The sequence below is a fragment of the Amycolatopsis sp. NPDC048633 genome (assembly GCF_040650695.1).
Lineage (GTDB): Bacteria > Actinomycetota > Actinomycetes > Mycobacteriales > Pseudonocardiaceae > Amycolatopsis.
Genome location: NZ_JBEZHS010000034.1, coordinates 96,004 through 104,036, shown reverse-complemented (window position 1 = coordinate 104,036; position 8,033 = coordinate 96,004). Strand labels below are relative to the sequence as shown.

The 8,033-nt window shown below is 71.9% G+C and carries 8 protein-coding genes; 3 read left to right on the top strand and 5 right to left on the bottom strand.

Annotated elements, in window-relative coordinates; translation table 11 throughout:
- Nucleotides 1–71: 71 nt before the first annotated feature.
- The 3 genes from AB0C38_RS39840 to AB0C38_RS39830 all read right to left on the bottom strand — a co-directional run bounded on the left by AB0C38_RS39840 (nucleotide 72) and on the right by AB0C38_RS39830 (nucleotide 2,838).
- On the bottom strand, nucleotides 72–917 hold the full coding sequence (locus AB0C38_RS39840) for an NAD(P)-dependent oxidoreductase (protein WP_360683223.1): 846 nt from the start codon (nucleotides 915–917) through the stop codon (nucleotides 72–74).
- 37 nt (nucleotides 918–954) lie between these two features.
- Nucleotides 955–1,332: a VOC family protein gene (locus AB0C38_RS39835; protein WP_360683221.1), complete on the bottom strand. Its 378-nt coding sequence runs from the start codon at nucleotides 1,330–1,332 to the stop codon at nucleotides 955–957.
- 129 nt (nucleotides 1,333–1,461) lie between these two features.
- Nucleotides 1,462–2,838 (bottom strand): replication-associated recombination protein A, encoded by a 1,377-nt coding sequence (locus tag AB0C38_RS39830; protein ID WP_360683219.1) that lies wholly within the window; start codon nucleotides 2,836–2,838, stop codon nucleotides 1,462–1,464.
- A gap of 140 nt (nucleotides 2,839–2,978) precedes the next feature.
- On the opposite strand from AB0C38_RS39830, the gene AB0C38_RS39825 reads away from it, so the two are divergent.
- Genes AB0C38_RS39825 through AB0C38_RS39815 form a run of 3 tightly spaced genes read left to right on the top strand, consistent with a single transcriptional unit; the run spans nucleotide 2,979 to nucleotide 5,721 of the window.
- On the top strand, nucleotides 2,979–3,674 hold the full coding sequence (locus AB0C38_RS39825) for a TetR/AcrR family transcriptional regulator (RefSeq protein WP_360683217.1): 696 nt from the start codon (nucleotides 2,979–2,981) through the stop codon (nucleotides 3,672–3,674).
- 34 nt (nucleotides 3,675–3,708) lie between these two features.
- Nucleotides 3,709–4,932 carry a cytochrome P450 gene (locus tag AB0C38_RS39820; protein WP_360683215.1) on the top strand — a complete coding sequence of 408 codons (1,224 nt, stop codon included), beginning with the start codon at nucleotides 3,709–3,711 and terminating at the stop codon, nucleotides 4,930–4,932.
- 60 nt (nucleotides 4,933–4,992) lie between these two features.
- Nucleotides 4,993–5,721 (top strand): metallophosphoesterase family protein, encoded by a 729-nt coding sequence (locus AB0C38_RS39815; protein WP_360683212.1) that lies wholly within the window; start codon nucleotides 4,993–4,995, stop codon nucleotides 5,719–5,721.
- On the opposite strand, the gene AB0C38_RS39810 is transcribed toward AB0C38_RS39815, so the two are convergent.
- Both AB0C38_RS39810 and AB0C38_RS39805 read right to left on the bottom strand, forming a co-directional pair.
- Nucleotides 5,693–6,547, bottom strand: coding sequence for an SGNH/GDSL hydrolase family protein (locus tag AB0C38_RS39810; RefSeq protein ID WP_360683210.1), 855 nt, complete (start codon nucleotides 6,545–6,547; stop codon nucleotides 5,693–5,695). The two genes, AB0C38_RS39815 and AB0C38_RS39810, sit on opposite strands and share 29 nt — an antisense overlap.
- A gap of 265 nt (nucleotides 6,548–6,812) precedes the next feature.
- Nucleotides 6,813–7,997, bottom strand: coding sequence for a phosphotransferase (locus tag AB0C38_RS39805; protein WP_360683208.1), 1,185 nt, complete (start codon nucleotides 7,995–7,997; stop codon nucleotides 6,813–6,815).
- Between the last annotated feature and the right edge of the window lie 36 nt (nucleotides 7,998–8,033).

Here is an 8,033-nt window from a genome sequence, read left to right as displayed (position 1 = left end):
GAACGAACCAATGGGGCCCTTCGGTGCGTTCAACGCACCGAAGGCCACATTGGGGCGCTGGGGACCCTGGGTCAGCGCTCCTTGACCACCGCTCGGTAGAGGGCGGCCATGTCCTCTTCGCCGTGGCCCGCTTCCACCGCCGCCTCCAGGTGGGCCAGCACCGCGCGAGCCCCCGCCACGTCGACGTCGGAGCCCGCCGCCTCGACCACCAGCCGGGCGTCCTTCGCCGCCAGGCCGGCCGGGAACGCCGGTGGGTACTCACCGGACAGCATCGCGCCGCCCTTCACGTGCGCGTAGCCGACGTCGAGGCCGCCGCCCTTGATCGTCTCCAGGAACAGCGCCGGGTCCAGGCCCAGCCCCTGGGCGAGGCCGAGGCTCTCGGCCGTGCCGTTGGTCAGCGCGAGCACCCACGCGTTCATCACCAGCTTCAGCCGGCTCCCCTGCCCGGCCGGGCCGAGCCACTGCGTCTTCACGGCGACCGCGTCGAACACCGGCGTGGCCGCGGGGCGGGCCTCCTCCGGCCCGGACGCCAGCACCTGCAGCTGCGCCTGCTCCGCGGGGGTGCGCGTGCCGAGCACGGGCGCGTCGACGAACACCACGCCCGCCTTTTCGGCCGCCGCGGCGAGCCGGTCGGTCCAGCCGAGGCCGACCGTGCTCATCTGCAGCCACAACGTGCCCGAAGCGGGCGAAGCAGCTTCGAAGGCCGAAGCGACAGCAGGGCCGTCCGCGAGCATCGTCACCAGGATGTCCGCGCCCTCGGCCGCGGCGGCCGCCGAATCCGCGACCGTGGCGACGTCGGCGAGGGGCTCGGCCTTCGCCCGGGTCCGGTTCCAGACCCGGACGTCGAGGCCCGCCTTCGCGATGTTGGCCGCCATCGGCGCGCCCATGATTCCGGTTCCGAGAAACGCGACGCTCATGTCCCCATCGTGCCGAACGGCCGGGCGCCCCGCTCGGTCAGTAGTCGCCGAGGAGGCAGAACGGATGACCGGCCGGGTCGGCGTAAACGCGCCAGCCGCGACCGTCGGGATCCGGGCTGAGCAGCCGGCCGCCGTGGATGAGGACCTGGTGGTGGGTCACGCGCATGTCGTCGACCTCGAAGTCGAGGTGGAACTGCTGCGGGTGGGCCGGGTCCGGCCACTGCGGCGGCTGGTGGTCCACCGAGCGCTGGAACCCCAGGACCAGCCCGGCGACGTGCAGGGTGGAGAAGTCCTGGTCGATCCGCCACCGCGGGTCGGGCCGGTCCACCTCGCCCCCGAGCAGTTCCTGGTAGAAGTTCGCGAGCACGACCGGTTCCGGACAATCCAGGACGATGCACTGCAGCGTCGCGGGCACGGGAGCGCCTCCTGCGGTCACGGCGGCCCGATTCGTGGCCACCTCAAGGCGCGAAGCTTACGAAACCCGATGATCTTGACTGACGCGGGCCACCCCGGTGATCAGCTACCGAAGATTCGTCCGCCGGAGTCACTTCTCCCCGCGGATCGTCCGGCGCAGCTTCGGGACGCGCTCGGCGAGCGGACGCTCGGCGCCGCGCTGGGTCGGCTCGTAGTAGTCCTTGCCGACCAGCTCGTCCGGCGGGTACTGCTGGGCCAGCACGCCTTCCGGGACGTTGTGCGGGTAGCGGTAGCCCTGCGCGTTGCCGAGCTTCTTCGCGCCCGCGTAGTGCCCGTCGCGCAGGTGCGGCGGGACGGTGCCGGCGAGCCCGGCGCGGACGTCGGCCAGCGCGGCGTCGATGCCGGTGATCACCGCGTTCGACTTCGGGGCCGTCGCCAGGTGGATCGTCGCCTGCGCGAGCGCCAGCCTGCCCTCGGGCATACCGATGAACTGGACGGCGTGCGAGGCCGCGACCGCCGACTGCAGCGCGGTCGGGTCGGCCATCCCGATGTCCTCGCTGGCGTGCACGACCAGCCGCCGCGCGAGGAACCGCGGGTCCTCCCCCGCCTCGATCATCCGGGCCAGGTAGTGCAGCGCGGCGTCCACATCGGACCCGCGGATCGACTTGATGAACGCGCTGATGATGTCGTAGTGCTGGTCACCGTCGCGGTCGTAGCGCACCGCAGCCTTGTCCACAGTGGACTCGACGGTCGGCAGGTCGATCGTCTTGGCCTCGGTGGCCGAGGCCGCGTCCGCCGCCGCCTCCAACGCCGTGAGCGCGCGGCGCGCGTCCCCGCCCGCGAGCCGGACGAGGTGGGCGCGCGCGTCGTCGGTCAGCGTCAGCTCGCCACCGAGACCACGCTCGTCGGTCAGCGCGCGCTCCAGCAGCTGCGTGATGTCCTCGTCGGTCAGCGGGCGCAACTGCAGCACGAGCGAGCGCGACAGCAGCGGCGAGACGACGGAGAACGACGGGTTCTCGGTGGTGGCCGCGACCAGCAGCACGGTGCGGTCCTCGACCGCGCCGAGCAGCGCGTCCTGCTGGGTCTTGGAGAACCGGTGCACCTCGTCGATGAACAGCACGGTGTTCTCGGTGTTGTACTGCCGGCGCCGCCGGGCCTCCTCGATGACCCCACGCACCTCCTTGACGCCCGCCGAGAGCGCCGACATCGCGACGAACCGGCGGCCGGTGGCGATCGAGACCAGGTTGGCCAGCGTCGTCTTGCCGGTGCCGGGCGGGCCGTAGAGCAGCACGGACGCCGGCGCCGCACCCTCGACCAGCCGCCGCAGCGGGGCGCCTTCGCGCAGCAGGTGCTGCTGGCCGACGACCTCCTCGAGCGAGCGCGGCCGCATCCGCACGGCCAGGGGGGAGCTCGCCGGGTCCGCCTGCCGTTCACCCGCGTTCGACGTGGTCCGCCCGGGCGGCGGGGCCACGTCGGCGTTCACGGTGAAGAGCTCGTCTTGTGCCACAAGGATGACGTTAACCGAAGCCACCGACAGAACCCTTGCCCCGGTCCCCGGATCGGCGCTACCTTCGTGGTGACTGGTTGACCAGAAGTGCGATTCCGGTCAACAGGTCAAATGTTCAATGAACCACCAGGTGGAGACGCATGAGCCATCCCAACCGCGAGCGCGCCGACCGCATCCTGGACGCGGCGGGCGAGCTGCTGCTGCGCATGGGCTACCGGAAGGTGGCGGTCGACGACATCGCGCGCGCGGTCGGCATCGGCAAGGGCACCGTCTACCTGCACTGGCGCAACAAGGAACTGCTGTTCCAGGCGCTGATGATGCGCGAGTCGGCCGACCTGACCGACGAGATCCTGGGCCGGATCGAGGCCGACCCGGCGACGATCCTCCCGCACCGGATGATCTCGGCGTCGTACCTCGTCACCCACCGGCGCCCGCTGGTGATGGCGATGCTGCGCGGCAACGCCGACATGTTCGGCTCGCTCGGCGACCTCGCGCTGCGCAAGCAGCAGGACGAACTGCGCACGCAGTTCGAGGAGACGATGCTCCGGCACGGGCTGATCCGCTCGGACGTGCCGAACCTGACGTACGCGCTCAACGCGTCGACCCTCGGCTTCTACCTGGGCGACACGCTTTCCGGCGAGTTCGAGGGCATTCCGCTGGAGGAGAAGGCGGAAGTCCTCGCGTACATGATCCGCACCTCGTTCGAACCGTCCGGGGAGCCCGACCCCCGCGCGGTCGCGGACGTGGCGGCGGAGCTGGGTTCGGCGCTCGAGGAGCTCGTCTCGGTCTACCGGAAAGGGATCTACGCACACGATCCCACCAGGGCGCCGGGCTGACCCCGGGGCCACACAGGGGAAAGAAGGGGCGGACATGACCACCACACAAGCGGACACCTGGGGACTCCACGAATCCCAGTTCTGGCTGCGGGGGCAGCAGCCCGCGCAGCGCGTGCACCACGCGGAGGAGCTCGGGTTCTGGAACGTCTACGGGCACCCGGAGGCCGAAGAGGTCCTGCGCGAGCCGGGGACGTACTCCTCGGACACCACCCGGCTGGTGCCGAAGGAGATGATGACCGACGTCGACCCCGACGTCGACTTCGACGAGATGCGGGCGGGCAACCTGCTGCAGCTGGACCCGCCGCTGCACAACAAGATGCGCAAGCTCGTCAGCCGGGCGTTCACGCCGAAGGTCGTCGCGGACCTGGAGCCGCGGATCGCCGCGGTGACGAACGAGATGCTCGACGAGGCGGGGTCTTCCGGCCGGCTCGAGCTCGTCGAAGACCTGGCCTACCCGTTGCCGGTGATCGTCATCGCGGAGCTGCTGGGGGTCCCCGCGAGCGACCGGCACCTGTTCAAGGGCTGGGTGGACAAGCTGTTCAGCTCCTCCGAGCAGTTCTCGCTGAAGGACCAGACCGAGGGACGGCTGGAGGCCGTCAAGAAGTCCCTCGAGGGGCAGAAGGCGCTCGTCGAGTACCTCGGCGTGCACGTCGACGAACGGCGGAAGCAGCCCCGGGAGGACCTGCTGACGAAGCTCGTCGAAGCCGAGCTCGACGGCGAGAAGCTCACCCGCAACGAGGTCGTCAACTTCGCGAACGTCCTGCTGCTGGCCGGGCACATCACCACCACGATGCTGCTCGGCAACGCGGTGCTGTGCCTCGACACCCACCGCGAGTGGGACGAGCGCGTGCGCGCCGACCGGTCCCTGGTGCCGCCGGCGATCGAGGAGTCGCTGCGGTACCTGTCGCCGTTCGCGGCGGTGGCCCGCACGACCGTGCGCGAGGTGGAGCTGGGCGGGGTGACCGTGCCCGCGGACCAGATGCTGATGGTCTGGGTGGCGGCGGCCAACCGGGACGACCGGGTGTTCGCCGAGCCGGACACGTTCACCCCCCTGCGCGACCCGAACCCGCACCTCGCGTTCGGCCGCGGGATCCACTTCTGCATCGGGGCACCGCTCGCGCGGCTCGAAGGCCGGGTGGCGCTGAACATCCTGTTCGACCGTTACCCGGCGCTGCGCACGATCCCGGGCGAGCCGCCGAAGTTCCAGGTGAACCCGAACATGACCGGGGTGCGGGAGCTGCCGCTCACCACGGCGTGACCGGTTGCGCCCTGGGCGAAATCCCTCGCCCGGGGCGCTGCCGTGCCCGAGGGTGGTCCGATGAACGTGGCGGTGCTGGCGGACATCCACGGCGTCCTCCCCGCGCTGGAGGCCGTGCTCGCCGAGCCGGACGTCGAGGCGGCGGACCGGATCGTGCTGCTCGGCGACATGCTGGCCGGACCGATGCCGGTGGAAACCCTGGACCGGCTGCTGGCGCTGGGGCCCCGGGCGATCTGGGTGCGGGGCAACGCGGACCGGGAGCTGGCGGCTTCGGCCCGCGGCACCGGGACGTTCGTCCCCGACCCGATCTTCCCCTGGGCGGCGCGGCAGCTGCGTCCCGCGGACCTGCCGGTGCTGGACGCCCTGCCGCTGACGGTGTCGCTCGACGGCGTGCTGTTCTGCCACGCGACCCCGCGCGACGACACGGAAATCGTGCTCGTCGACAGTCCGTTGGAGCGCTGGGCCGAAGTCTTTTCCGGGGTGGCCGAGGAGACTGTCGTGCTGGGGCACACGCACATGCCGTTCGTCCGGCTCGCGGACCGGCGGCTGGTCGTCAACCCCGGCAGCGTCGGAATGCCTTACGGCGCAAGGGGTGCGCACTGGGCCCTGCTCGGCGACGGCGTCCAGCTGCGGCGCACGCAGTACGACGTCGAGGCGGCGTGCCGGCTGCTGGCTTCGCGATCGGCTTATCCCGGCATCGAGGAGTGGGCGGACTACTTCGTCCGGAACCCGGCTTCGGACGCGGAGGCGTTGCGGGTGTTCAGCGGGCGCGGAACGAGTTCCACATGATGACCGCGGCGTAGGGCAGGAACTCGCGGCCGCGGCGCCAGAGCCACGGGATTCCCTTGAGCACCAGCCACCCCGCGTGCCCGGTGGCGCTGGGCTCGACACCGCCGCCGCAGGTGAGGCTCACCGGCTCGGGGACGGCGAAGCCGGCTTCGGCGAGGAGGCCGGTGAAGCCGTCGGCGAGCAGGCGGTGACCGAGCTCCGAGGGGTGCAGCCGGTCGACGCTCCAGACCGCGAGGTCGTAGGCGCCGGGGAGGCGGTCGAGGTCGAGGCAGGGCACGCCTTCGCGGGCGACGACCTCGTCGATGGCGGCGTTCAGCTCGGCGACGCGGGCACTGAGGGCGCGCTTGAGCGACGCGGGGAGGCGGAAGACCTTGCTGTGGTCGTGGAACCGGACCGGGATGACAGTGGCGTCGACCTTGCGGAGCCGGTGGATGATGTCGGTGAGGTCGGCGGCGATCCGGGCGGCGTCGAAGTCCGGGCGCAGGGTGTCGTTCATCCCGGCGACGAGCAGCGCGACATCGGGCCGGTGCGCGACGGCGGCGGGCACCTGCTCGGTGAGCACGCACCGCATCCGGGCACCGGCGAAGGCGGGGTTCAGGTAGCCACCGGCCTCGACCCCGAGCGCGGCGGCGGCGAGCGGGCCGACGCCCCGCCAGCCCCCGCGCCGGGGAAGCGGGTCCCCGAGCCCGACGGCGGTGGAGTCACCGAGCACGACGAGCCGCTCAGCGCGCCTGAGCGACGGCACGGCCGCGGGACGGGCGGGACGGCTCGGGCGGGAGGGTTCGGGAGTGACTTCGACACTCATCACGGTCACGCCCACGACCATCGGCCACGGAAGCTCACTTGCGGTGAGAAGGAGGTAACACGTCGGCGAGCGGGCGCCTAATTCTTGACGCTCGGTTCACAGGTGCCGGAAATGTCCAGCTTTGGCGCCAGCGCGGCCATCGGCCTGCCCGAAAGCAGCCCCCGCCCTCTCCTGGGGGCCGGCCCCGCTTCCAGCGTATCGGGGCGGGCCGACGAAAAGCCGGGAAAGGCCGAAGCCGGGCCGACTTGCCCACATCACGGCCGGGCTGTGGACAGCCGGGCCGGGCTCAGCGGAAAGCCGGGTAGAACGCCAGGTCGGCGTGCGGTCCCAGCCGCGCCGCCAGTGCCGCCGCCACCCGGGCCGCGAACTCCGAAAGTGCCATCATCCGGACATATCCGGCATGCTTGGCCAAATCCCGCCACCACGTCACCAGCGCCGCCTCGCGGCTCACCGGGGCGGCGTGCCGGGAGAGGTCCAGCGAGCCCAGCTCCTCGCCCGTGATCAGCCACACCCGCAGCAGCTCGCTGGTCGTCAGGTGCGCGGCCAGGACCTCGTCGTCGGCCAGGGCCGGCCACATCCCGACCACCTCCGCGCGCCACGCCGCGATCATCGCCTCGCTCATGCCCGCCGGCAGGGCCAGCGCGTCCGGCCAGCTCGCGAACGGCAGCCTCAGGTGCGCCGCGTCGACCAGGGCCGAGCGGACGCAGCCGAACTCGAAGTCGAGGAACCGGACGCTCTCGCCCGTCACCAGGTTGTTGTCCGGGCTCAGCTCCACCGGGCTGAACGCGCGGAACCCGGCCGACGCGGACTGCTGCCGCGCCTCCGCCACCTGCGAGAGGACCTCCTCCGGCGCCGGGATGCCCAGCCGCTCCTGGATCACCGCCGGCACGCGGTCGTAGAGCTCGTCACCGGCGGAATCGGACTTCGCCGGGCCGCCGAGCCGCCGCAGCAGCGCGTTGAAGTCGGCTTCGCGCCCCGCCGTGCTCGCGTGCAGCCGGCCCAGCGAGCGGGCCCACGACAGCAGCGCGCGCTCGGCCGCGCGGGAGTCGCGGGCGTAGAGCTTGTCCTCCAGCGTCGGCGTGCGGCCGAGGTCCTCCAGCACGAGCACGCGGTCGCGGCCGTCGTGGGCGAGCAGCTCCGGGCACATCCGCTCGTCCGGCGCCAGCGCGGTGAACAGCTGGTAGCTGACCGCCTCCTGGGCGAACGGGTCCTCCGCGCCCGCCACCGGCCGGTCGGGGTAGTGCTTGATCACCAGCGTGCGCGGCAGCGCGAAGGACGACGACACCACTCTCGCGCGGACCACCGTGGCCGGCCCGCTCCCCGCCAGGTCTTCGGGCGCGACCAGCGTGATCGCACTGCCGAACCGGCGTGAGAGAACGGACTCGCCCGCCGCGACCGCCGCGGCGATGGCAAGGTGCTCGGCTCCTGCCCCGACCCCAGCATCGCCGGTGGAGGAGGTGTCGACTGTCATTGTCACCGACCCTACTCGTGACTGAGCAACCATGAC

Coding starts and splice junctions, on each gene's coding strand:
- AB0C38_RS39840 (WP_360683223.1), bottom strand. CDS start 917: ATGAGCGTCGCGTTTCTCGGAACCGGAATCATGGGCGCGCCGATGGCG.
- AB0C38_RS39825 (WP_360683217.1), top strand. CDS start 2,979: ATGAGCCATCCCAACCGCGAGCGCGCCGACCGCATCCTGGACGCGGCG.
- AB0C38_RS39820 (WP_360683215.1), top strand. CDS start 3,709: ATGACCACCACACAAGCGGACACCTGGGGACTCCACGAATCCCAGTTC.
- AB0C38_RS39815 (WP_360683212.1), top strand. CDS start 4,993: ATGAACGTGGCGGTGCTGGCGGACATCCACGGCGTCCTCCCCGCGCTG.
- AB0C38_RS39810 (WP_360683210.1), bottom strand. CDS start 6,547: ATGGTCGTGGGCGTGACCGTGATGAGTGTCGAAGTCACTCCCGAACCC.
- AB0C38_RS39805 (WP_360683208.1), bottom strand. CDS start 7,997: ATGACAGTCGACACCTCCTCCACCGGCGATGCTGGGGTCGGGGCAGGA.